Origin of the sequence: Akkermansia muciniphila (genome assembly GCF_900184965.1) — a bacterium.
Taxonomy (GTDB): Bacteria; Verrucomicrobiota; Verrucomicrobiia; order Verrucomicrobiales; family Akkermansiaceae; genus Akkermansia; species Akkermansia muciniphila_A.
Window position 1 is genome coordinate 50,596 of sequence record NZ_FXYA01000214.1, and the last position, 23,318, is coordinate 73,913.

Here is a 23,318-nt window from a genome sequence, read left to right on the forward strand (position 1 = left end):
GCCCGTTGTGGCAAGCCGAAAATGGATCGGCAGGCATGGATGCCTCCATTTTAGCGATTCACAATGCTTCAGGAGTCAAACAGGGAGCCCTGTTCCAGCGGCGGATCGGCTGGCGGTTCCTCCAAATGGGGGGCTGTTTCCGTATGCAGCGTTTCCGTGGAGGGGGGGCTTTCCGGGCGTTCCGCTGTTGCGGAAGGAGCGGTTGTTTGTTCCTCCGTTTCCTCATTTCCGGATCTGGGCGGAGGCATGATGCGGGAGACGCGTTCCACAGGATGCCTGGTAATGATATTTCCCTGGGCTCCGCGGTTCTTGATTCTCAGGTCCGCGAAGTGGAAGGGCCTGATCAGGTTACGGAGTTTCAGAACGGCTTTCAGGTAAACGTTTACGCTTATCTGGGAACTGTTTTCTTCCGTTTCATGCACGGAGAAATGGAAGATGCGCGTTCCCTTCGCGCCCCGGGTGAGCGGATATTCCTTGTCCCTGGTGAACCCTCCTATGCGGAAGCGCTTGGCGTACACGGGGCCGTCTTTTCCGTCCCGGTAGATCAGGTTGAACACGGGGTCATCCCCTTTTTTGATGACGGAAATATAAAGGGGATTTTTACCGGCGAAAAATTTGTCCTGAATCCGCACGATTTTGAGCACCCCTGCATTGTCAATGATCAACACGTCATCCAGCGTAGAGCATTTGCAGACGGGATTCCCCTTCTTGACGCCGTAGCCGGCGAAGCCTTCTTCATCAATATACAACGTTTCATTGGCCACGGCCACCTGCGCGCGGTTTACGGAACCGAAGGAGGAAATTTCCGTTTTCCGCGGATAGGCGGCGCCGTATTTTTTACGCAGGGCTTCAAACCAGCGGATAGTGAATTTGGTAAGCTGGTTGAGGTTCTTCTGCGTTTGTTCGATGTCATCTTCAAGCTGGCGGATGTGCTGGTCCGCCTTGAAGGCGTCAAATTTGGAAATGCGCTTGATTTTAATTTCCGTCAGCCTCACCAGGTCATCCCTGGTAATGGGCGCGCGCAGTTGGGATGCAAACGGCTGCAATTCCCGGTCAATGGTGCCGAGCACGTCTTCCCACGTTTCAGAATCTTCAATGGAGAGGTAGATGCGGTTTTCAATGAATATTTTTTCCAGGCTTGCCTGGTGCCACGCCTCGTTCAGTTCCCTGAGGCGTATTTCCTGCTCCTGGCGCAGGATTTCCTTGGTGGAGTCCGTGTTGTAGCGCAGGATGTCGCTGACGCACATGAACCTGGGTTTTTCCTCCACAATGACGCAGGCATTCGGGGAGATGCTGACTTCACAGGCGGAGAAGGCGAACAGGGCTTTCCTCGTCTGCTCCGGGTCCGTCCCGGCCGGGAGATGGACCAGAATGTCCACATGCTGGGCCGTATTGTCCTCAATGCGGGCGATTTTAATTTTTCCCTTTTCCGCAGCGGAGACAATGGAATCAATTAAAATTTCCGTGGTGACGCCGAACGGGATTTCCGTGATGCGGAGAAGTTTTTTCGATTCCGTAAGGATGCGCGCCCTGATGCGGACGCGGCCCGTACCGCGTTCCCCGTCACGGTAATTGGTGGCGTCCATCACGCCTCCGGTCGGGAAGTCCGGCAGAAGCTGGAAGGGCTGGCCGCGCAGGTAGGCGATGGAGGCTTCAATCAGTTCATTGAAATTGTGGGGGAGAATTTTACTGGAAAGACCCACAGCGATGCCTTCCGCCCCTTGAGCGAGAAGGAGGGGGAATTTGACGGGGAGGCTGACCGGTTCCTTGTTCCTGCCGTCGTAGGAAAGCTGCCATTCCGTGACTTTGGGGCTGAATACTACGTCACGCGCAAAGGAGGTGAAGCGGGCTTCAATATAGCGGGAGGCCGCTGCGGGGTCGCCTGTCAGAATATTGCCCCAGTTTCCCTGCGTGTCGATAAGCAGCCCTTTTTGTCCCAGACCCACCAGCGCGTCTGCAATGGAACGGTCGCCGTGCGGGTGGAATTTCATCGTGTCTCCCACGATGTTAGCCACTTTATTATAACGCCCGTCGTCCAGGCGGTCCATGGCGTGCAGAATACGGCGCTGCACAGGTTTAAACCCGTCATTAATCTTGGGTACGGCCCGTTCCAGAATGACGTACGAGGCGTAATCCAGAAAGTAGTCGGCATACATGCCTTCCACAGACTGACTCGCGGGAACGATGTGGGCGGGTTGAGTCACAACGGCGGATATTAAAGGAATTGTTCCGGGGGGGCAAGCGCGATCTCCATAAAGAAAATAACCGGCTTCCCGTTTTGGGGAAAGCCGGTTTTCCGGAGAAAGAAAGCGGTAAAAGCAATCAGGCCTGCTTGGCAGTCAGCCTGTTTCTGAGTTCCTCCGCTTCAGCGCGCAGGGTGTCGAGTTTGGCTGTCTGGGCTTCAAGTTCGGCGATTTCTTCCAGAACGGCCGCCAGGCGGCGCAGGTCGGCGGGCTGGGCGGCTGCGAGAGGCTGCGCTTTGGGAGCGGCTGTATTTTTGGTGCCGGGTTTACGGCCGCGCTTGACCTTGGATGCCTTCATCCAGCTTGAGATGGTCACCGTGCTGATGCCGAACCGTTCGGAGGCTTCTTTCTGGGCGCCCCTTTTGTTTTGAGTCTTCCGTTCAGCAATGAAATCAAGAACGGATTGTTTTTCTTCGGGCGTGTAGCGCCTCCTGTTTTTGGTACTGTCGTTGGAATTCATGATGTTGACGAGTGATTATTTACTTAACCAATTATTTTTGGTCTGGCAAGAAAAAAGTATATATATTTTAATATCTTTTAAGAGGATGTTTAAATGACGGGCGCATGTTGTTGAAGTTCTGTCGCGTTCTCTTTACTTTATCCATGATTTTTATTGCTAACGGATTGATTTTTTGATGATTTTGCAGGAAAAATTGAGGGATATTTAAACGCATTTCCATGTTATATCCCGGGTGAAGCCTTTTCCGCAATTTTCCTGTTGATCCGGATGCGGCCGCTGTTCACGCGCCCGTTCTCCAGCCGGGATTTTGAGGTTGCAGGGAGAAGCGGAATCGTATAAAATCATCCCAATTTCCCAGCCATTTTATCATGATGACCGATCAGACAGGAACTCCGTCTTCGCCAGAACCTCCCAAGCTGCGGCGCCGTTTGGTAACGGCAGCCCCCGCAGCTGGGCCCAAGGTAAAATTTGTTTCTCCCGCCGCGGAAGGCGTGGAGGTTGTCAAGCCGCGTTTTCTCACTCCTGAGTTGCAGGCCAAGCTGGCTCAGGAACAGGAGGAAGCCGCCCGCCGTGCAGCGGAACAGGCGGAGGCGGACAGGATTGCTGCGGAAAAAGCGGCCGCCGAGCAGGAGGCCGCCCGTATCGCCGCAGAAAAGGAGGCGGCAAGAATAGCTGCCGAGGAGGAAGCCGCCAGAATCAGGGCGGAACAGGAGGCTGCCGAAGCCGCGCGCATTGCCGCGGAAAAGGAAGCAGCCCGTATAGCCGCTGAAGAGGAAAGAGCGCGCCTTGCGGCGGAACAGGAGAAAAAGGAAGCCGCTTCCGCCCCCTTGCCTGATCCGTCCGTGGATGCCCAGATTCAGGATGCCCTCGCCAAGGTGGCGGAGGCCCAGAAAGCCCTGGCAGAGGCCCAGGCCGCTGCCCTGGCCCAGGCCGCAGGGGTAGCGCCCGCAGCTGTGCAGACTCCGGAACCGTCTGTTCCGGAACCCGCTCCAGCGGGCACCGCTCCCAAACTGAAAGTTTTCAAAACGGCCGCCGCTCCCGCTGCGGCGGAGAAACCGCCAGTAGCCGCTCCGGAAAGCACCGTTCCCAAGCTGAAAGTGTTGAAAACCCCTGTGGGGGCCGCTCCCGCTTCTTCCGTGTCTCCCGCCGCGATTCCCCAGCCTGTCAATACCGCAGAAGTTTCCCCAGCCGCCGACGCCCCTCTGGCGGGCGACGGCGGTATTCAGCCTCCCGCCGGAACGGAATCCGCACGGGATATGGCCGATTCCGTGGATAAATCCAGATCCCTGCTGCGGGGTGTTATTTATGGGGTATGCGCCCTGGTTGTCATCGCTGCCGGCGTAGGAATTTATGCATGGAGCACCAACAGCAAGAAAGAAAAGGTGGAAGGAGAGAACGCCCGACTGAATGCGCTGGTAGTGGAAGGCGGGAAACTGGGCCGCAGCCGTCTGTTTGATTCCAAGAATCTCAGCCGCGTTCCGGATGTGAAAGTCGTTCCCGATGCCGAGGATGCCGCTTTGCTGCTCGCCAATGTGAGGGGAGTCAAGGGCAACAGGGAAAACTGGCCCGGAGCCGCCCACCTGGTTTCCATCATGGCCCAGATGGATGACAATATTGCCCGTCAGGTGGTGGAAGACATGAAAAAAAATGTCGGCAGGTACAGCAAGGAAAAATATTCCATGATGGTGACCCTCTTGGCCAAGTCTTCCAGCCCCGCCATGCGCGATATGCTGAAAGACCTGTACGCTTCCATCAGCAACAGCAAGAACAAGAAGATCCAGGACAAGCAGGCCGTAGTGCTCAAGTACATGCGCTTTGCCATGAAGCTGGACGACCTTGACGACGTTATGGAAATCCTTCAGAAGAAGGATGCTTCCCCGGATTTGATTTCCTCCGCTTTCCGTACGGCCCGCTACCTGATTGACGGAGCTCCTCCGGCCAAGCGCAAGGCTCTTTCCTCCAAACTGCTCCAGCATCAGAAAAACATGCCGGAGGAAAATGTTAAAATGCTCTACAAGCTGCTGGCCCGCACCGGGGATCCCAAGGTGCTGGACATGATGGAACAGAGCTATAAGGAGGATCCCAAAAAGGCGCTTGCCATCATTACGGCCTGGGGGGACTGGAATACGGATGACGCCGTGCCGTACCTGTTCAAGGCATGGAAAGACGAATCCCTGCATGAACGGGTGCGTTCTCAGGCTCATGATTCCATTCTCCGCGTACTTTCCGTGGACCGTGACCGGGATGACAACGCCACGCTCAAGTTGTTTGATCCCCTTATTGCGGATGCCAAAACGAGCGAACGCCGCCAGTTTCTGGTTTCCGCATTCAAGAGGCTCAGCAACCGCCCGTACGTGATTCGCCTGCTGGGCCGCATCAAGCAGACGGCGGAAGACCAGAGAAACGCGGTGGAACCAAAATTCCAGGCTGCGGAGGAAGCTTTGTTCAAGGCGGAGGACAAGTTCAAGGCCAACCCCGGCGATGCTGCCGCCAAGGCTGATTATGAGGCCAAGGAAAAGATTTATAATGAGTTGTCCAGCCAGAAAACCGGGGAAGACAAGGTGATTACGGCGGTGGAAAAGGCTCTGGAAAAGGTCAAGAAGACGCCTGTTCCCGCCAAGAAGGCCGCTTCTGTCGAGGACAGGGAAGATGACGAGTCTTCCGTGATTAAGACCATTTAAGAGGTTTTATCAATCGCATCCGCAAACCGGAGGGAAAATAATCCCTCCGGTTTTTTTATGTGTGGAAGTGATAACCGTGATGATGAAAGAGGGCAGTATGGTTGAAATAGGGTGAATTAGGGGTTAAAGAGTCTGAAAGCTGGCAGCGGCAGGAGATGACGAGGCCAACCATCAACAGGACAGGGGGGGAGGCAAGCCTCCAATGTCAATCCAGCCCCCAAAGGCGGCCACGTTATCTTCCACATTGAGGACGCTGCCACGGACAGGAAAGAATACGGTACGGTGATTGACGGAGAAGGACCCGGGGAAAGGCCGGCTATGCTATGGGATGAAATGAATACCGTCCTTCCGGCCCGCGGAGGAGTGCGGGGGGCTGCCTGAGGGATTCCCGGGGAGAAACGGAAAAGGATACCCGGGCGACTTGTAAAAACAGGGAAGGTTCCAGCGGCGCGTCCTGCTCCCGGTTTTTTATGGCTGGCCCTTACAGAAGGAGCCCTGTCTGGTAGATCAGCGTGGCCGTTGCAAAACCCAGGAGGGTCAATCCGCCGAATTGCGCCAGAGCGAACCACCAGGTGCCCGCTTCCCTTTTGGCGACGGTAACGGTGCCGATGCAGGGCAGGGCGATCAGGCAGAATATCATGATGCTGATGCCCTGGAGAGGGGTGTAGCTGGCTTTAAGGCGGGCGTTCAATGTCTGCTGGGCCGCCGGGCCCGAATTTCCGTCTTCCACCGCATAGAGGATGCCCATCTGGGTGACGAAGATTTCCTTGGCGGCAAAGGCTCCCACCAGGGCGGAATTGATTTTCCAGTCAAATCCGGCCACCTGCGTGACGGGTTCCATCCAATGGCCTATTTGTCCGGCGTAGGAACGTTCCATGGCCGCTGCGTTTGTCGGCGCCGTGTCTTCTTCCGGTCTGGGGTAGGTGTTCAGGAACCACAGGATGATGGAGGCCCCAAGGATGAAGGTGCCCGCTTTCCGGACATACATGAAGGCCCGCGACCACATCAGGATGCCCACCTTCCGCAGGGAGGGGAGGCGCAGGCGTTTCATGTGGTGGAGGGAATCCCTCTGGGGCGCCTTGAAAAGCGTGTTTTTCAGAAGCCGGGCGCAGCACAGCGCCAGCAGGACGCCGCTGGCGTAAATCCCGAACAGAACGGGGGCCTGCAGGCGGGAGGGAAACAGGGCGGAGACGAACATCATGTAGATCGGCAGGCGGCCCGCACAGCTCATCATGGGCAGCACGGCGATGGTGACCAGACGGTCGCTGCGCGTTTCAATTCTCCTGGTGGACAGGATGGCGGGAACCGAACAGCCGAATCCCAGCAGGAGGGGGGCAAAGCTGCTGCCGTTCAATCCCATGATTTTCATGATGCGGCTCATCAGGCGGGAAACCCTCATCATATATCCGCTGTTTTCCAACACAGTAATGGCCCCGAAGAGGAGAACCACGTTGGGCAGAAAGGCCAGTACTCCGCCCACGCCGCCTACCACGCCTTCCCCCAGCAGGGATTGCAGGCGGGGCCACGGTTCCAGCATGCGGCAGGCCCAGACGCTGAACAGCTGGGTGCCCGTCTGGATGAGCCTGACCAGCGGATCCCCGATAGCGAAGCTCAGAAAGAAAATAATATAAACAATGCCCAGGAAAATAAGGGACCCCCATATTCTGTGCATCAGGACGGCATCCAGTCTGGTTCTCCACAGGTTTTCCTTTGCCTCTGTTTCCCGTTCCATAACGTTTACCGGAACGTAACTTAAAATCTGTCAATTTGACAGGCAAGTCTAAAAGCCCGGTTTTGCGGAAAGAGGTATGGGGTCCGGCAGTCTGTTTTAGAGATGGAGCGCTGACGTATTGAGCCGGATGGTTTCAGAGGTGTTGCCTCTTTTCAGCGGCGCAAGGCCGCCAGGCCCTGGATGAAAAGGATGGCCGCAGAGCAGCCGAAGACCATGGAGGGCAGGAATTGAAGCATATACAGCGGATCTGTGGAACCGTTCCCGTAGGAGGGGAAGATAAAGGCCAGAATCAACGCGATCAGGGACAGCCCCCACGCCAGCCATGATGCAGCGGGAATCCGGCCTCCGGGGGCCGCGGGTGGCAGCTGCGGCAGACGTTCCTGCCGGATGCCGCGCTCGTCAGTATCGCGTCCGGAGAAGGACGGCCGCTTTTTCTTGACGGGAGGCAGGGAGGACTGCGTTTTCATGGCGTTTTCCGGTTTGCGGCCGGATAGTGAAGAGGGGGCTTCCCCGAAGGGAAGCCCCGTTGTGACGTGAATCAGAACGCCGCACGCCGTGCAGCGCATGCCGGTTTTGGCGTTCAGCCCGGCCGGGTAGGTGTACCCGTGGCCGCATTGGGAGCATGTGGCGGATTCTCTCATGGTCTGGCTCGGATAGATGTTAGTCGTCCAAGGGGAGCAGATCCTCCCGGTCAGCCTTGGTTTCGGGTCTCTGGCGGATTTCCTCAAGCTTGGCTTTCATCTGCTCGCAAATGTCCGGATGCCGGGCGGCTACGTTGTCAAGTTCCTTCGGGTCTTTTTCCAGGTCAAAGAGGCTTCCTCCTTCCGGGGACTTGCTCATTTTCGCGGAGGCCCCGTTGATGCCGTCGCGGATGGCAACGCCGGCGGGAATGAACTTCCATTTGCCGTGGCGGATCGCCAACGCTTTGCCGGTGCTGTTGATGACGTGGTAGTCACGGCCCTTGGCGGATTTGCCCAGAAGGGCGGGCATCACGTTTTCAGAGTCACGGAAGGAATTGGCCTTGCCGGGGGCCAGCAGTTGTTCCAGGGAAGCTCCCAGATCCATCTGGTTGAGCAGGGCTTTGCTTGTGGTTCCGGGGGAGACCACGCCGGGCCATTTGACGATGAACGGAATACGGGAACCTCCTTCCAGAATGCTGTATTTGCCTGCGCGGAAGGGGCCGGCGGGGGAATGGGCGGCATTGTCCCGGACGGCGAAATCCCTGTAGCCGTCATCCAGCACGGGGCCGTTGTCGCTGGAGAAGATCACCAGGGCGTCTTTTTCCAGACCGGCCTGTTGCAGAGCGTCCGTGATGCGGCGCACGCAGTCGTCCAGTTCCACGGTCACGTCACCGCGCACGCCGTGCCGGCTTTTGCCTACAAAGCGTTTTTCCGGGCAGCGCGGCACGTGGATGTCATGCGTGGCGAACATCAGGAAAAACGGTTCCTTGGCTTTGGCGCTCTTCTGGATGTATTCAATGGCTTTATCCGTAATTACATCGGCGTTTTCCTCATCCTTCCACAAGGCGCTTTTGCCTCCCTTCATGAAGCCGATGCGTCCAATTCCGTTGATAATGGCCTGATTATGCCCGTGGCTCCACATGAGTTTGAGCTGGTCCTTATTGTCCTTGCCATTGGGAAGCCCGGGGAAGTTGTGCTTGTAGGATACTTCAATGGGGTCGTTCGGGTCCAGATTGCGGACATTGCCGTTTTCCAGAATCACGCAGGGAACGCGGTCGCCCGTAGCGGCGAAGATAAAGCTTTCGTCAAATCCGATTTCGTTCGGGCTGGGAGAGATATGCCTGTTCCAGTCAATTTTCTTCCCCTTTTCCCCCAGGCCCAGGTGCCATTTGCCCACCATGTAGGTTTTGTAGCCGTGGGATTGGAGCATCCTGGGCAGGGTGGGTTTCTTGGTATCGATAATGAGGGCGGCGTCTCCCGGCAGGATGCCCGTGCCTTCCTTGCGCCACGGGTATTCCCCGGTGAACAGGGCATAGCGGGAAGGGGTGCAGACGGATGTGGTGGAATAGGCGTCCGTGAAGCGGCAGCCCTGCTCGGCAAGCCTGTCGATAGAGGGGGTGGGAATCCCTTTGGCTCCATAGCAGCCTACGTCTCCGTAGCCAAGGTCGTCAGCGTAAATCATGACGATGGCCCTGGGAGGCTTGACCTTGGGCGTGACTGCGGCCGGGCAGGCCGCCGCCGCTGCCAGGGCAAGCATCAGGTGTAATGCGGGTTTATTCATGTTGCCAGGTGTGTGTGATGATATTTTCTGGAAAAGACGATTGGAAGGATGCGGCTGTTCAGGCGCGGGCCGGACTTTCGGGATTGTCCGGAGGCTGTTCGCCGGGCTGTTCCGGCGGAAGCACGGGTTCCGTCATGGGGCGCATGCTGGCATTCTGCCAGATGTACCGCTTGTAGAGGACCTTGATGGCTGCCGTCAGGGGGACAGCCAGCAGGGCGCCGACCAGGCCGCCCAGAATGAGCGTCCAGATCAGCACGGAAAACATGACCGTGAGCGGGTGGAGTTCTACGGAATCCCCCACGATTTTCGGCTGAATGACCCATCCGTCAAATTGGTTGACGGCCAGGAAGATGCCGGAAACAATCAGCACGTGCTGGAAATCTCCCCATGTGAACCAGGCCAGCAGCACCGCAGGGATAAAGGCGGTGATAATGCCCAGGTAGGGAACAATGCCCAGCACGCAGACCGCGGCGCCGATGGTGATGGCGTATGGCAGACCGAGCAGTTTCAGGCAGATGGCGATCAGAATGCCTTCAATGATGCTCACCAGCATCTGTCCGCGGAAGAAGGAAATCAGGTAGCCGTTGATTTCCTCCATGGTCTCCACCACGTCTTTTCTGAATTTGGAGACTTTCAGGGGCAGGATGCTGGGCCATTTTTCTTTGATTTTGTCCGCCTCCAGCAGAAAATAAAAAGCGAAGATAGGCGTGATCAGGATACTGACCATGATTCCTATGGTGCTGTACAGGGCTCGCCCTCCGGAAGTGAGCCAGCTCATCAGCTTGTCCTGGTAAAAGGAGGAGTTGATGGTCATGTAGGCTCCCAGTTTTTCCCGGGCGGTCCGGGCGTTTCTCAGGTCATGGATTTCCGCCTCCGTATAATGGCTGGTATTCAGTTCCCGCAGACTGGTTCTGTAAACACTGTCAATGGTGCGGGAAATGAAAGGTATTTCAATGGTGGAGTCAATTAGTTCGGAGGTTTTGTTCCATAGCTCCATCCGGTTGTCGATCAGTTCGTCCGTTTGCCTGATCAGGGGAGGAAGAATCGTGGCTCCAAAGCCTACCAGGACAGCCAGAGCCGCAAACATGACCGTGACTACGGCCCAGGAGCGGGAGAATCTGAAATGCACCAGCCAGGAAACGATGGGTTCCAGCAGATACGCCACGACGGCGGCAATCAGGATGGGCAGGAGCACCGGTTCCAGGAACCCCAGAACTTCCACTACTTCAAAAATGACGAAAGCCGCGATGCACAGCATCACCAGAATGGAGGCGCCTGTCAGGGCATGCCAGCAGGTTTTTTTCTGGAAGGGGGAAGGAATGGCGGGGACGGCGGAAGGCTGGGTATTCTGGTGTTGCGTGTTGTTCATGCCGGTGTGGAGAAAGGGCTGGTTGGCTGGTCTGGCTCAGGCAGCGGAGGCTTTGTCCGTTTTCCCGTCAGGTGCGGGAGCGGCTTCATCCGGAGTTTCTCCGGCAGTAGCCGGGGGCTGCTGGCCGTCTGCGGGTGGCTGGGTTTGTTCTTTTTTTTCCTGCTGCCTGACGTGTTTTTCGAATTCCTGTTCCGTAATGGCCTGGGGCGTGGGGTAATAGTCCCCTGCGGGGGGGGCGGCCGGAACTTCCCATTGGATGCGCACCAGCCTGTTCCTGCGCTGGACCACCACGCTGGCCTGGGCCCCCCGCTGGGTGGTAACGTATTCTACGAGGTCCGGATAGGGATTCTTTCTTCCATTAATGGAAATAAGCACGTCCCCCGTTCTGAGGCCGGCGTCCCATGCGGGCGACCATTCAGCCACGTAAGCTTTCATGGGGCCGTTCCCGTTGCGGTCCTGGATGAAGGTTCCTCCCATCAGGTTGAAGGAGGCGGGGGCGGGCATCCGGTGGCTGGTGGAGCTGAAATAAAGGGCGTTCCCCGGGCCGTCCAGCCAGAACTGGCGTGCGGCCAGAGCGCCGTAGCCCAGGATAATGTCGATGTCATCGGGGATACCCATTACTTCCGGGTTGGCGAAGCTTTCGCAGAGCAGGATGTTTTTTAATTCCAGGGGGCCCAGCTGAAAGGAGCTTACATGCATGCATTCATGGGCGTAAAAGCCGCCGGCGGCGGGGCTGTAGCCGGAATAGACGCTGACGAACGCGTCCGGGTAGGCCTGCTTAATGGCGTTCCAGCGTTTTTTGGAGATATAGACGGCGTGGGGGGCTCCCGTATCCAGAATGATGCGTCTTCCGTGCTTGTCCGCGATTTGCGGGTAGTCGGACCCGGGGATCAGGGAAAGCTTGTTCCAGTTTTTTATCCTGGAGGGAAGTTTATTGAAAAAACGGTGGGAGCGTTTGGGGTAGTTGATGTTCCACACATATTTCCGTATGCATTCCCAGCCCAGCAAACCGTCATACGGAGCCTGGTCCGCCATCACCACATCCTGTTTCCGGGAAATGGGTTCTTCGTCATCTTTCAGGGAAACGGGCACGTTGGCCGTGCGCATGGCTCCCCTGCCGCGAAGGCGGGCGCCGATGGATTCCACTGCGGGGGAGAAAAGCAGGGACGTCTGGACTGCTCCCGTGTCCACGCCCATCATTAATTGCGTTCCGGAACTCCACGCCAGCGCCACGGGGGTGCCGTCCAGGGGATTGGCCGCGTCAATGGGCGGGGAACTGCTGTCCTGGATAGGCCGGTGCGATACGCAGGAAACGCACAGCATGGTTGCCAGAAGCATGATGGAGGAACGGAACATAAAGTATTCCGTTCATAACAAACGGACCAGAAGCTGGCAAGGTTTCCTTCCTGCTTACAGGGCTTTTTGACGGCATCAGCATGTGAAATCTGCCGCCAGCCGGAGAGCATCCCGTGCAAAAGCCATGATATTCAGGATGCGGGCGCGTGCGTTTTTTAAGGTTTTGTAACATGGCTGGGCGTTTTTCCGTCTGCGGCGTCTGGTGTTTCAGCTCCTGCGGAGGTGCGGCCGCCTTCGTTTTCCCATGCTTTCCCTGAGGGAGGTTCTGAAGCCGGCGCGTTCCCAAAAATCTTGATTTTCACAGGGAGCCGTATAGGGTAGCGGCGAGCCGCTATGACCGCCCCTACGTTTGAAGATGCCGTGAGCCGTATTGTACGGAAGGATCCCCGTTTTGCGGAACGGGCGTATTCCTTTCTGAAAGATGCGCTGGATTTTACCATGCAGCGTGTTGAAGAGCGGGAAAACGGCTCTCAGAGGCATGTCAGCGGACAGGAACTGCTGGAAGGGTTCCGGGATTACGCTCTCGCCCAGTTCGGGCCTATGGCTTCCACCGTGATGAAGGAATGGGGGATTAGGAACGGAAAGAATGTGGGGGAAATGGTTTTTTTACTGATTGAGGAAGACGTTTTTTCCAAACAGCCGGAGGACTCTCTGGATGATTTCAAGGGGTTCATGAATTTCCGCAGAGCTTTTGAAGAGCCTTATGAATTTCAGGACCAGCCCAGTTAAACCGCCCGATACCGCCATGAACAAGGAACCCTATGTACGCTGGCCCGCTGAATGGGAGCCCCAGGATGCTGTCTGGCTGTCCTGGCCCCACCGCAGGGATTTGTGGCAAGGAGGGCTGGATGAATTGCAGAGGACTTATGGGAGCGTGGCCGCTGCCATTGTCCCGCATGCCCTTGTGTGCGTGAATGCCGCGGCGCCCCTTCATCCCGGCATCAGGCGGGCGATGCAGGCTGCCGGAGTGCGGGAGGAGCAATTCCGCCTGTTCGACCACCCGACCAACGACGTGTGGTGCCGGGACCACGGCCCCGTTTTCGTTCAGGATGTGAAGGACGGTTCCCTGATGCTGGCGGATTGGCAATTTAATGCATGGGGCGGCAAATTTGCTCCGTGGGATCTGGACAACGGAGTTCCCTCCCTGATTGGAGCGGCGCTGGGGCTTCCCTTGCGCAGTTCTTCCATGATTCTGGAAGGGGGGGCGATTGAGGGCAATGGGGACGGCTTGCTGGTGACGACGGAGTCCGTGCTGCTGAATCCCAACCGCAATCCGGATTGGAGCCGGGCCATGATTGAAGAGGAATTGAGGCGCATGCTGGGCGTCAGAGCCGTTTTCTGGCTCGGTTCCGGTATTGAAGGGGATGATACGGACGGCCACATTGACGACATGGTGCGTTTTGTGTGCCGGGATGCCGTAGTTTCCATTGTGGAGACGGATTCTTCCTCTCCCCATTACCGCGCTCTGGCGGAGAATAATGAACGCCTTCAGGATTTGAGATGCGTGGACGGCTCCGGCGTGGAGGTGATCCCCCTGCCGATGCCGGACCCCCTCCATGCGGAGGACTGGCGGCTGGACCAGCTCCCTGCCAGTTACGCCAATTTCCTCATTGTGAATGAGGCCGTCATTGTTCCCGTATTCAACCAGCCCCGGAATGACGATCGTGCCCTGGGCATTCTGCGTGAGTGTTTCAGCGGAAAACAGGTAATAGGGGTGGATGCCCGCAAGCTGGTGCTGGAAGGCGGCGCCATCCACTGCATCACCCAGCAGCAGCCCCGGCCGGGGAAGGAGGGACTGTGAGCGGAGGGGAAGGAATAACGGTGGATGTGATGCTGCCGATGGAAAAGGCCGGCAGCGAGCGCGCGCGCCGCGCCGCCGTGGCGCGGAAGCTGGGTATTTCCCCCTCCCGTATCAGGGATTTGCGGCTGGTGAAGGAATCCATTGACTCCCGGCAGAAAAAAATTCTCTTCCAGCTTCGCCTGCTGGTCGGGGTGGATGAACAGCTGCCGCCGGAACGTCTTCCTTCCCGGGACTATCCGCCCGTCCGTCCCGGCTCCCCTGTGGCGCTGATCATCGGGTTCGGACCGGCCGGAATGTTCGCCGCGCTCCGCTGTTTGGAGCTGGGCATAAAGCCTGTGGTGCTGGAACGGGGAAAGGACGTTTCTTCCCGCCGGTTTGACCTGGCTCCCATCCTGCGCCGCGGCACGGTGATGGAGGATTCCAATTACTGTTTTGGAGAGGGAGGGGCAGGCACGTTTTCCGACGGAAAGCTGTTTACGCGCGCGACCAAGAGAGGCCCCGTGCGGGAGGTTTACGAGATTTTTGTAGCCCACGGGGCGCCGCGGGAAATTTTAACGGACGCTCATCCGCATATCGGCTCCAACCTGCTGCCCAATGTCGTCAAAGCCATCAGGGAATCTATCCTTCGCGCGGGCGGGGAAGTTCATTTCAATACCCGTGTAGAGCATCTGCTCCGTTCCGCGGACGGTCGCCGCATACGCGGCGTGGCCTGTGCGGATGGCCGGGAATTCGCGGCGGATTCCGTTTTGCTGGCTACCGGGCACAGTGCGCGGGACGTGTACCGCATGATGCTGGCGGAGGGGCTGGCTCTGGAACAGAAATCCTTTGCCGTGGGGGTACGCATTGAGCACCCCCAGGCGTTTGTGGACGCGCGTCAGTACCACCTGAATCCGGAGCAGAAGCGTCCGGAGCAGCTTCCGGCGGCCCGTTATTCCGTGACGACCACCATTCAGGACCGCGGCGTCCACTCCTTCTGCATGTGCCCCGGCGGGTTCATCGTTCCCGCCGCCACGGAAAACGATGAGGTGGTGGTCAACGGCATGTCTCTGGCCCGGAGGGATTCCCCATTTGCCAATGCCGGTTTTGTAGTCAGCGTGCATCCGGAAGATACGGAACCGTTTTGCAGGGAACACGGAGCGCTGGCGGGCGTGGCGTATCAGAAGGCGCTGGAGACGGCTTCCTGCCGTGCCGGAGGAGGCATGCAGAAAGCCCCGGCCCAGAAGGTGGAGGATTTTCTGAAAGGGCGCGTTTCTTCTTCCCTGCTGCCTACCAGCTATCACCCCGGCATTGTATCCCATCCCCTTCATGAATTGCTCCCGGAAGGGATTGTCTGGCGCATGCGGGAGGGGCTGCGGCAGTTTGACCGTAAATGGCGGGGATTTGCCGGAGCTTCCGCCCAGCTCATTGGCTGTGAGACGCGCACCAGCTCCCCCGTGCGCATTCCAAGGGACCCTGCCACGCTGGAGCATCCCGGTCTGGAGGGACTGTACCCATGCGGCGAAGGGGCGGGTTACGCCGGAGGCATTGTTTCCGCCGCCCTGGATGGACGCCGTTGTGCGGAAGCCGTGGCGCAGCAGGCAGCCCGCTAGGTTTTTCCCAAGCGGTCGGCAGTCATCAGTGCGGTGCAGGTTTTCTGCTTTTCCGGATAGATGTACGCGCCTGCGTCCCCCCCCCTCTGTATTATACCGGAACCGGATCATCAGGCCGGGAAATGGAAGCCGGCTCGTTTTTTCCGGGAGGGAAGAATATTGTTGACCATGCGTAAAAGATTTCTGTAACGTGTTTTCATGTTAAATCTGTTCCGGTGGGGAATCCTTTCTGCGTTTTTGATGACGCTTTCCGGCATGTCCCAGGATATTGCGGCGCCCTCCATGGCTAATGTGGATTTGGAAATGGAGGAAGGGAAAAAAGTGGCGGCGTACAGGGAGGCTATAGCCAGACACTTGCAGCTGGGTATTATCTGGACGTGCATTGTGGAGTTGGAGGAAAAGGACAATCGTGCAGTGCTGGTGGCCACGCTCAAGTATATTCAATCTCCCGAATGGATTGGGATGCTGGATAAATGCCCTTCCGATTACCGTGCCATGCATCTGAAGATGATTAGGGAGTTCAGGAAATTGCTGGAACGGGTGGAAAAGGAGAAAATGACTGCGGATGAAATACTGAACGCTTACGGGGAGTGCGGAGGCCAATACATGAAGATGGGGGGAAGTATTCTGGAAAAATACCGGCTGGAGAATTGTTCCGTACAGTTTTCTTCATTCCTGATGCGGGAAACGGAAGGATTGGGTGAAGTGGAAAGGCTGAAGGCTCTTCACCGGATCAGGAAGGATATCCTCTCCGGAAAACTGAAGATTCCCGGAGAGGATGAAGGGACGGGGGAAGCCGGAATGGAGGAATGACAAGGATGCCGGGCCGGTTCCCCGGAACGGTTCCGTAACTCCGGCGTTTTCTTCTTCCTGTTTTTCATTTCCAACCGGGGCTCTTCATTTTTTTGCAGGTTAAGTCTTGCCAGGGCAGGGGGCTTGGGGTCATAATCCGCAAGTTTCACAACAGCACATACAGCCATGAAAGTCATCGTCATCTACGGCAGCCCGAATGATAAGCCCTTTATGGAACCGGCCCGCGAGTATTTTGCTCAGGAGAACGTTCCTTATGAAGAAACCGTTCTGTCCGCCCACCGCGACCTTCCGGAGCTGATTAGGTTTCTGGGGGATCTGGAAGCCAGCGGAGAAAAGGCGGTTATTCTGGCTGTGGCCGGCCTGTCCGCCGCCCTTCCCGGCGTGGTGGTGATGAGCTGTTCCCTCCCGGTTATCGGCGTGCCGGTTCCCGGAGGCCCCCTGAACGGTATTGACGCCCTGCTGGCGATTGCCCAGTGCCCCGGCGGCGTGCCCTGCACCACGGTTGGCCTGCATAAGAAAACCCCCGTCAATGCCGCCATGGCCGCCCACCGCATTTTAAAGCTGGCGGGGCTGTAACGTGAACTTTTTTCCCTATCCGGCAGATGACTCCTCCTTCACAGGAAATCGTATTGGACGGTCCGGGAATTTCCCGTGCTCTTGAGCGCATGGCCCACGGCATTGTGGCCCGTTTTCCAGGAGAACCCCTCGCCATCGTCGGCCTGCTCAGCCAGGGGGACGTGATTGCCCGGCGTCTGGTGGACAAGGTCAAGAAGCTGGGTGTGGAAGCCCAGTACGGCTCTATTGATATTTCCCTGTACCGGGATGATATCTTCAAGCTGGAAGCCCGGCCCTCCCTCCGTTCCTCCAATTTGCCGTTTTCCACGGATGACATGAGGGTGGTGCTGGTGGACGACGTCCTTTATACGGGACGCACCATACGTGCGGCCCTGAACGCCCTCTTCGACTACGGCCGTCCGGCCCGCATTGAGCTGGCGTGCCTGATTGACCGCGGCGGCCGGGAAGTTCCCATCCAGCCGGATTACACGGGACATGTGCTGGACCATGCCGGAGCCAAGGTCATCGTAAGCATGAAGGAGTCCGACGGCGAGGACTGCGTAGTCATTCCCTCCCACTGAAAATTTTTCAATTCATTCTCCATTTCCCATGAATCCCCGCAAGGATCTTCTTAATATCTCCTCATTGACTGATGAGGAAATTCATACGCTGCTGGATTCGGCCGGCCCGATGAAAGAGCTCTTTACCAAAAGCGTCAAAAAGGTGCCCGCTCTGAAAGGCAAGTCCGTCCTGACGCTTTTTTATGAACCCAGCACCCGTACCCGTTCCTCCTTCGAAGTAGCGGCGGAACGCCTGTCTGCGGACGTGACCAATTTCACGGTGTCCACCTCTTCCGTGGTGAAAGGGGAATCCGTACAGGACACGATCGCCACGCTCCAGGCCATGAAAGTGGATTATGTGATCGTGCGCCATTACAACAGCGGCTTGCCGAACGTGATTGCGCGCCATACCTGCGCCAGTGTGGTGAACGCCGGAGACGGAGCGCATGCCCATCCTTCCCAGGCTCTGCTGGATTCCTTTACCATCCGGGAGGTGTTTCCGGAGGTGAGGGGAAAGCGCGTTCTGATTGTGGGGGACATCCTGCATTCCCGCGTGGCACGTTCCACCTCCCTGCTGATGAAGAGGCTGGGGATGGAAGTGGCCTTCCTGGGGCCGGGTTCCCTGGTGCCGCGCACCGAACATTCCGGCATTCCCCGCTTTTCCGATTTCAATGAGGCGTTTGCCTGGAAACCGGACGTAATTTACCTGCTGCGCGTTCAAAAGGAGCGGCAGGACGCCCCCTTCTTCCCCAGCGCCCGGGAGTACAACAAGATTTACGGCGTTACGGAAGAACGCCTGAAGCGCATTTCCGGTGAAGGGCTGTATATCATGCATCCGGGGCCGGTCAACCGCGGCGTGGAAATCTGTGACCTGGCGATGGACTACGAGCGCTGCCTGATCAACCGCCAGGTGGAAAACGGCATCGCCTGCCGCATGTCCATCCTTTACCATCTCACTCCGCAAACCCAGCACTGATTGTTCATGAAAACTTCCGTACTTATTCGCAATGCCCGGCTGACGGACGGTTCCGCCCCGGCGGATCTTCTGGTTTCCGGGGGAGTGATTACAGCCAAAGCTCCTGCCGGAACGCTTCTGGAAAGCGCCGCGGAAAAGACGCTGGACGCTTCCGGAAAGCTTGTTCTGCCCGGCCTGTTTGACATCCATGCCCATTTGTGCCAGCCCGGCCGGGAGGACAAGGAGCGTGTGGCTACGGCTACTGCCGCCGCCCTGCATGGCGGGGTGACCGGATTGATGGCGATGCCGGATACCGAACCCGTGATGGACAATGCCGCCCAGATTACCACGTTCATGGAAATATGCCGGACGGATGCTCTGGTGGAGGTGATCCCCTCCGGGTGCCTGACTAAGGGGGACGGCGGGGAAGAGCAGGCCTCCTATGATTCCCTGCGGGCCAAGGGCGTCCGTTTCATTACGGACGGGGACCGCGCGCCGGACAACATGCTTCTGCTGTACCGCGCCATGCAGTACGCCAGCAATCTGAACCTCACTTTCGCCCTGCGCGGAGACGTGCCGTCCCTGACGGCCAGGGCGGCCATGCACCCGGGCACTACCTCCTACCGTCTGGGCTTGATGGGTTCCCCCTCCTGTGCGGAGGAAATAGGGCTGGAAACCATCATCCGCCTTTCCGTGGATACGGGCAACTCCCTGCATGTGCAGACCGTCTCTACGGCCGGCAGCGTGGATATCCTGCGCCGGTGCAAGCCGAAAACCGCCGGGCTGAGCGCGGAAGCGGCGCTTCACCATCTCCTGTTCACGCATGAGGACGTGGGCCGGTACGATACCTGCTACAAAACGTTGCCGCCCCTGCGCGACCAGTCGGATGTGGATGCCCTGATTGCCGCCGTGAATGACGGCACCATTGACTGCATCGTCTCCGATCACACGCCCTGCACGCCGTTTTCCAAACTTCAGGATTTCATTGTCGCCCCGCAGGGCATGATTGCGCTGGATACGTTCCTGCCCGCTATTTACCAGTATCTGGTGGAACCTGGAAAGATGTCCTGGCGGACGGTGGTGCGCGCCTGCAGCGACTCTCCCCGCAGGCTGATGGGGCTGGCCCCCGTCTCTCTGGAAGAGGGGGCTCCGGCCAATCTGGTGGTGTTTGACCCGGAAGGAGAAACGCCCGTCACGGATGAAACGCTCCGCAGCCGCGCCCGCAACACCCCATTCCTGGGCAAAACCCTGAAGGGGAAGGTGGATGCCGTAGTGCTCGGAGAACAGCTCCACTGCTTCTGATGAGAGCGTGATGGAGAAAGGCCGGCAATTATTAATGATTAACCGTCAGCTTCCGCTTGCAGCCCGTCGCCCGCGTCAGCACGTGTTATCCGGACAAATTTGGCGTGCCGCGCCAGAGCGGCCTGGTTCCGGGCGCGCGGGCGCGGCTGGTATTTGAGCCTCCGTTCCGTCATCCGGACGCCGTTCGCGGGCTGGAAGGGTTTTCCCATCTGTGGCTGGTCTGGGTGTTCAGTGAAAACGTGAATAAGGGGTGGAGCCCTACGGTCCGGCCGCCGCGGCTGGGGGGCAATGTGCGCATGGGCGTGTTCGCCACGCGTGCGCCGTTCCGCCCCAATCCCATCGGATTGTCTGCCGTCAGGCTGGAAAAAGTGGAACTGCATCCTCTGGACGGGCCGGTATTGCATCTTTCCGGCGTGGATTTGGTGGATGACACCCCCATTCTGGACATCAAACCCTATGTTCCTCTGGCGGACTGCATCCCGGGGGCGTCGGAAGGGTTTACGGCCGTCCCCTATGAACGGCTGGACGTGGAAATCCCCGATTCTTTTGGCAGTTCCATGTCTCCGGAAGAGAGAGTTGCGCTGGAAGATACGCTGTCCCTGGATCCCCGCCCCCAGTATCAGGACGATCCGGAACGGGTTTACGGCCTTTTGTTCTCTGGCTGGGAGGTGAAGTTCAGGGTAGAGGAAAAGCGGCTGCGCGTATTGTCCCTGGAAAGAAGGTGACATGGTTCCGGCTTTCTTAATTCTCTCCGAAGGAGGAGCCGGATGAAGTGGGAGCCGGGAAATGCCTGGCCGCTCATGCGAAAGACGAATGCTTACTTTCGCAGCCTCTCCCGGATGGGCTGCGCCGGAGCTTGCCTTCGGAGCCGGAGGGGAGTATGTTCCTGTTTGGACCCTGGGAGTAACGCCGGGCCTTTTAAGGGAATGAATGATTACCGGCAGATAACCGAAGCTTTTCAGGAAAACTTTCGTAATTACGGAGAATTGGGCGCATCCGTTTCTGTCTGGCAGGAGGGAAGGGAGATTGTTTCCCTGCATTCCGGGTTTGCCGCAGCGGATGAAACGCGTCCGTGGACGGAACATTCGCTGGTGCCTGTTTACTCCGCCACCAAGGGAGCCGCATCCGCCGCCCTTCTGCTGGCCCTGCACCAGCAGGGAGCCTCGCCGCAGATGAGCATGGGGGAACTGTGGCCGGAATTCCCGCTTCCTTATGCATCCATTGCGCAGATGATGTCCCATCAATGCGGTTTGGCGGCCTTTTCCCGGACGGCAAACGTGTTTGACCATGAGGATTGCGCGCGCGCCCTGGAGGAAACCGTTCCGGCGTGGCAGCCGCCGGAGCACGGTTATCATCCGCATACTTACGGGGTGATGCTTGATGAACTCATGCTCCGGCTGACCGGGGAACGCCTGTGGCGTTACTGGGAGGAATACATCCGCAAACCGTTGAATCTGGACTTTTACATCAGGTTGCCGGAATCCGAATGGAACCGCGTGGCGACGCTGTATCCCGGCAAGATGGACATGTCCAACATGGGGACGCCGTTTTATCTGGAATACATGAACAAGGGCACGCCCGTACACCGTGCGTTCAATACTCTGATAGGGCTGAACAGTGTGCGGCAGATGAACGCGCCGGAAGCGTGGGTGTCCGGAGTTCCGGCCTTCGGCGGCGTGGCTTCCGCCCGCGGCATGGCGCAGTTCTACCAGGCCTGCCTGGGGCTGGATGAACTCCGGGTATTCCCGTCCGCCGTGCGCGGCTGGATGCGGAACGTCGTCATTGACGGGCCGGACCTGACGCTGAAAACGCCCACCGCCTTTTCCTGCGGTTTCATGCACGATCCCGCAGATCCCGCCACGGGCCGCAAGCTGCGCCATCTGTTCGGTTCCGGCGGTTTCGGGCATGCCGGGGCGGGCGGTTCCCATGCCTTTGCTGATCCGGCTTACGGTCTTTCCTTCGGCTACGCGATGAACCGCATGGACCTGAATGTGCTGCCCGGCGTGAAAACCCGGAACCTGATCAGCGCAGTCATGAAAGAAGTGGCTGAAGAGTGTTCTTAACCTGAACCCTGGCTATCTGTTCAAATCCCCTCGGAAGTTTCCGGATAGTTTATTCGTTCCTACTCTTACGGTCTTTTTTAATCTGAATGTGAAGGGCGCGAAAGAATGATTCTTCAGTCATTTCCTTGCTACCCTATCCCCTGTTGAAAAATCAGGGTTCCGTTTACCGGGGATGGCGACCCCGACCCTTTGGAGGGAGCTGCCGGTTACCACCCTCCGCCCAGAGCGCGCGCGAGCTGCACCACGGCCTTGCGGATGTTCTGTTTCATGGTGACCAGGGATTCTTCCGAGCTGAGCCAGGAACGCTGGGCGGTGATCACGTTCAGGAAGTCCGTCTCGCCGTTGATGTACAGGGTGCGGGAGAGCTGGAACGCTTCTCTGTTGGCGTTGTTTTCCTTGTGCAGGTATTGCATCTGGGAAGTATAGCTGCCATAGGCGATCAGGGCGTCCTCCACTTCGGAGACGGCGGTGATGAGCGTTTTACGGTAAGTTTCCGCAGCTTGTTCCGCCGCGGCTTTCTGGGCGCGTACCGTGGCTCTCAGGGCTCCTCCCCGGAACAGGGGCTGGAGCAGATTCCCCCCCAGGGACCACGCGTTATTGTTTTCCCTGAAAAGCTGGCCGAAATCTCCGCCGCGGCTGGAAAGGGAACCCGTCAGGCTGAAGCGCGGGTACAGATCCGCTACGGCTACGCCCACGTTGGCGACGGCCGCGTGCAGGTCCGCTTCAGCGGCGATAACGTCGGGCCTGCGCCGCAGGAGTTCGGAGGGGAGGCCTACCGGAACGACGGGCGTTTTTTCAAAGACGGAAGCCTTGGGCAGCGTCAGTTCCACACGGGAATTGTAGGTGCCCAGCAGCACGGCGAGCTGGTTTTTAGCAGAGGCCACCTGTGCTTCCAGCGCGGGGATGCGGCTTTCCGTGGAGGCGACGGTAGAGGTGGCCTGCTCCACATCCAGGCGGGGAGCGAATTCCGTTTTGTATCGTTTTTCCGCAATGGTGAGGGTGCTGCGTTGGATTTCCAGTTGTTCCCGGGCGATGCGGAGCTGTTCACAGGCGGTAATCCAGTCAAAGTAGGCCGTAGCGACGTCCGCCAGCAGGGCCGTGCGCACGGCCCCTGCGGAAGCTTCCGTGGACATGAGGGAGGCGCGGGAGGCTTCAATGGAACGCCGGTTGCCGCCAAAGAGGTCCAGCTCCCAGGAGGTGGATGCTCCCAGGGAGAAATTCTGGGAAGAGGAGCTGCGGAAACCTCTGTCCGGAGACAGGCTCCATCCGGCGCTGGCGTCTGCGGCGGGAAGCAGGGAGGCCTGGGAGACGCGGAGCTTTTCCCTGGCTTCCCGGATGCGGAGCAGGGCCACGGTCATGTCCGGATTGTTGTTGAGGGAAGCGGAGACCAGGCGGTTAAGCTGGGGGTCTCCAAAGATATTCCACCAGGAACGCAAATCTTTATCCGAACTGTGGGGGGGCCTGTTCGCTTCCCACGTGGCGGGGAGGTCATTGGACGGCGTCCGGAAATCCGGGCCCACCATGCAGGAGCCAAGGAAACAGGCGGCCAGAAGGGGGAGGTGCTTGAACGTGGATGACATGGGAAAAGAAGGAGTAAG

The 23,318-nt window shown here is 58.1% G+C and carries 19 protein-coding genes; 11 read left to right on the plus strand and 8 right to left on the minus strand.

Features of this window, described 5'->3' with window-relative positions:
• Nucleotides 1-68 precede the first annotated feature (68 nt).
• Nucleotides 69-2,204, minus strand: coding sequence for a DNA gyrase/topoisomerase IV subunit A (locus tag CI070_RS10130; RefSeq protein ID WP_256943520.1), 2,136 nt, complete (start codon nt 2,202-2,204; stop codon nt 69-71).
• Between the two features lie 118 nt (nt 2,205-2,322).
• Nucleotides 2,323-2,703: a hypothetical protein gene (locus CI070_RS10135; RefSeq protein WP_094135669.1), complete on the minus strand. Its 381-nt coding sequence runs from the start codon at nt 2,701-2,703 to the stop codon at nt 2,323-2,325.
• A gap of 368 nt (nt 2,704-3,071) precedes the next feature.
• Here CI070_RS10135 and CI070_RS10140 point away from each other — a divergent pair, with 368 nt between their 5' ends.
• The gene (locus CI070_RS10140; protein ID WP_143245532.1) at nt 3,072-5,384 is read left to right on the plus strand and encodes a hypothetical protein; all 2,313 of its coding nucleotides are present in this window, start codon (nt 3,072-3,074) and stop codon (nt 5,382-5,384) included.
• Between the two features lie 481 nt (nt 5,385-5,865).
• Here the strand turns inward: CI070_RS10140 and CI070_RS10145 are convergent, their stop codons facing one another.
• The 5 genes from CI070_RS10145 to CI070_RS10165 form a co-directional block, all read right to left on the minus strand.
• Nucleotides 5,866-7,116 carry a ferrous iron transporter B gene (locus CI070_RS10145; protein WP_094135673.1) on the minus strand — a complete coding sequence of 417 codons (1,251 nt, stop codon included), beginning with the start codon at nt 7,114-7,116 and terminating at the stop codon, nt 5,866-5,868.
• 152 nt (nt 7,117-7,268) lie between these two features.
• Complete coding sequence (locus CI070_RS10150; protein ID WP_094135675.1) at nt 7,269-7,757, minus strand: hypothetical protein; 489 nt, start codon at nt 7,755-7,757, stop codon at nt 7,269-7,271.
• A gap of 19 nt (nt 7,758-7,776) precedes the next feature.
• Nucleotides 7,777-9,357 (minus strand): sulfatase family protein, encoded by a 1,581-nt coding sequence (locus CI070_RS10155; RefSeq protein WP_094135677.1) that lies wholly within the window; start codon nt 9,355-9,357, stop codon nt 7,777-7,779.
• A 58-nt stretch (nt 9,358-9,415) separates the two neighbouring features.
• Nucleotides 9,416-10,726, minus strand: coding sequence for an AI-2E family transporter (locus CI070_RS10160; protein WP_094135679.1), 1,311 nt, complete (start codon nt 10,724-10,726; stop codon nt 9,416-9,418).
• A 36-nt stretch (nt 10,727-10,762) separates the two neighbouring features.
• Nucleotides 10,763-12,064 (minus strand): PDZ domain-containing protein, encoded by a 1,302-nt coding sequence (locus CI070_RS10165; protein ID WP_143247168.1) that lies wholly within the window; start codon nt 12,062-12,064, stop codon nt 10,763-10,765.
• Between the two features lie 351 nt (nt 12,065-12,415).
• Here CI070_RS10165 and CI070_RS10170 point away from each other — a divergent pair, with 351 nt between their 5' ends.
• The 10 genes from CI070_RS10170 (at nt 12,416) to CI070_RS10215 (ending at nt 21,720) form a co-directional block, all read left to right on the plus strand.
• Complete coding sequence (locus CI070_RS10170; protein ID WP_094135683.1) at nt 12,416-12,811, plus strand: Minf_1886 family protein; 396 nt, start codon at nt 12,416-12,418, stop codon at nt 12,809-12,811.
• A gap of 16 nt (nt 12,812-12,827) precedes the next feature.
• Nucleotides 12,828-13,883, plus strand: coding sequence for an agmatine deiminase family protein (locus tag CI070_RS10175; protein WP_094135875.1), 1,056 nt, complete (start codon nt 12,828-12,830; stop codon nt 13,881-13,883).
• A gap of 29 nt (nt 13,884-13,912) precedes the next feature.
• Entirely contained in the window at nt 13,913-15,472 is a 1,560-nt protein-coding gene (locus CI070_RS10180; RefSeq protein WP_179218330.1) for an FAD-dependent oxidoreductase, read from the plus strand.
• A gap of 255 nt (nt 15,473-15,727) precedes the next feature.
• Nucleotides 15,728-16,285, plus strand: coding sequence for a hypothetical protein (locus tag CI070_RS10185; RefSeq protein ID WP_094153292.1), 558 nt, complete (start codon nt 15,728-15,730; stop codon nt 16,283-16,285).
• 165 nt (nt 16,286-16,450) lie between these two features.
• A complete protein-coding gene (locus tag CI070_RS10190) occupies nt 16,451-16,861 on the plus strand; it encodes an AIR carboxylase family protein (protein WP_012419174.1) in 411 nt (136 codons plus the stop codon).
• A gap of 26 nt (nt 16,862-16,887) precedes the next feature.
• Nucleotides 16,888-17,421, plus strand: coding sequence for a bifunctional pyr operon transcriptional regulator/uracil phosphoribosyltransferase PyrR (pyrR, locus tag CI070_RS10195; RefSeq protein ID WP_094135688.1), 534 nt, complete (start codon nt 16,888-16,890; stop codon nt 17,419-17,421).
• A gap of 28 nt (nt 17,422-17,449) precedes the next feature.
• Complete coding sequence (locus CI070_RS10200; RefSeq protein ID WP_094135690.1) at nt 17,450-18,376, plus strand: aspartate carbamoyltransferase catalytic subunit; 927 nt, start codon at nt 17,450-17,452, stop codon at nt 18,374-18,376.
• 6 nt (nt 18,377-18,382) lie between these two features.
• Complete coding sequence (locus CI070_RS10205; RefSeq protein ID WP_143245533.1) at nt 18,383-19,657, plus strand: dihydroorotase; 1,275 nt, start codon at nt 18,383-18,385, stop codon at nt 19,655-19,657.
• 56 nt (nt 19,658-19,713) lie between these two features.
• A complete protein-coding gene (gene tsaA, locus CI070_RS10210) occupies nt 19,714-20,382 on the plus strand; it encodes a tRNA (N6-threonylcarbamoyladenosine(37)-N6)-methyltransferase TrmO (protein ID WP_094135694.1) in 669 nt (222 codons plus the stop codon).
• Nucleotides 20,383-20,583: 201 nt separating this feature from the next.
• Nucleotides 20,584-21,720: a serine hydrolase domain-containing protein gene (locus CI070_RS10215; RefSeq protein ID WP_179218316.1), complete on the plus strand. Its 1,137-nt coding sequence runs from the start codon at nt 20,584-20,586 to the stop codon at nt 21,718-21,720.
• Between the two features lie 206 nt (nt 21,721-21,926).
• Here the strand turns inward: CI070_RS10215 and CI070_RS10220 are convergent, their stop codons facing one another.
• A complete protein-coding gene (locus tag CI070_RS10220; protein WP_094135698.1) occupies nt 21,927-23,300 on the minus strand; it encodes an efflux transporter outer membrane subunit in 1,374 nt (457 codons plus the stop codon).
• Nucleotides 23,301-23,318 lie beyond the last annotated feature (18 nt).